Origin of the sequence: Shewanella sp. SG41-4, from assembly GCF_014164505.1 — a bacterium.
Taxonomy (GTDB): domain Bacteria; phylum Pseudomonadota; class Gammaproteobacteria; order Enterobacterales; family Shewanellaceae; genus Shewanella.
In genome coordinates, this window is record NZ_JACJFI010000724.1 from 1 (window position 1) to 823 (window position 823).

Annotated in this window: 1 protein-coding gene; it reads left to right on the plus strand. The window is 40.8% G+C overall.

Translation table 11 applies throughout. The annotated features are described in order from the left end of the window. A partial coding sequence (locus H5202_RS23510; RefSeq protein ID WP_182774119.1) for a transposase occupies positions 1-352 on the plus strand: 352 nt, incomplete at its 5' end. Positions 353-823: the final 471 nt, after the last annotated feature.

An 823-nucleotide genomic window follows, 5' to 3' on the forward strand; every position in this document is an offset into this window, starting at 1 on the left:
GATTCTGTCACTGACAATTTTGTATGAAATCGGTGATATCTGCCGATTTGAGTCAGTGCAAAAGTTCGCTTCTTACTCTAGATTGGTCAAATGCAAAGCTGAATCGGCGGGTAAAACCTACGGTACTAATGGTAATAAAATCGGTAACGCTCATTTGAAATGGGCATTCTCAGAAGCAGCTGTGCTGTACCTGCGAGGCAATGACAAAGCCCGTAACTACCTTAATCGATTACAGAAAAGAATGAGTAAGGCTAAAGCGTTGTCTGCACTCGCTCATAAGCTTGGCCGCTGCGTCTATTTCATGTTGAAGAACAAAACGGTGTTTGATGAACAACGATTCTTAAAAGGATAAGTCGCGCAATAAGGTGAGCTGAACGTCTAACTAGATACTCTTAAAAAGAGAAGTGAGCATGACCGTGAATGATGTGGCTAATGAAGCAATGACTTCTCACCATCATCACTATGCCAAATGCTATTTAAGCTACATTGCCTTGATTAGACACCTTATTGGCGCGCATTAATAAATACAATCAACAAAGTCGTTTACACCCTAAATGAGCCTGAAACTAACTGTGCAAAAAGCACCTCTGACTTGAATAGTGCCATCTTAGGGTTAACCGATAAATGTCTAGTGCCCCTGAAATTTCAAAGGAGTGAAAAGAGTCAGGCAGCGATAAGATCGCACTAAGAGAGCCTCTATATGTGTTTGCTGTAAACGATGATTTGACAGCTAAATGACAGACGAAGTAGATGAATTTGTTGATTGATTTTAATTTGACTGCAAAAGCAGTCAAATAAGTTAGGCTCGCCTATTGACTGGCGG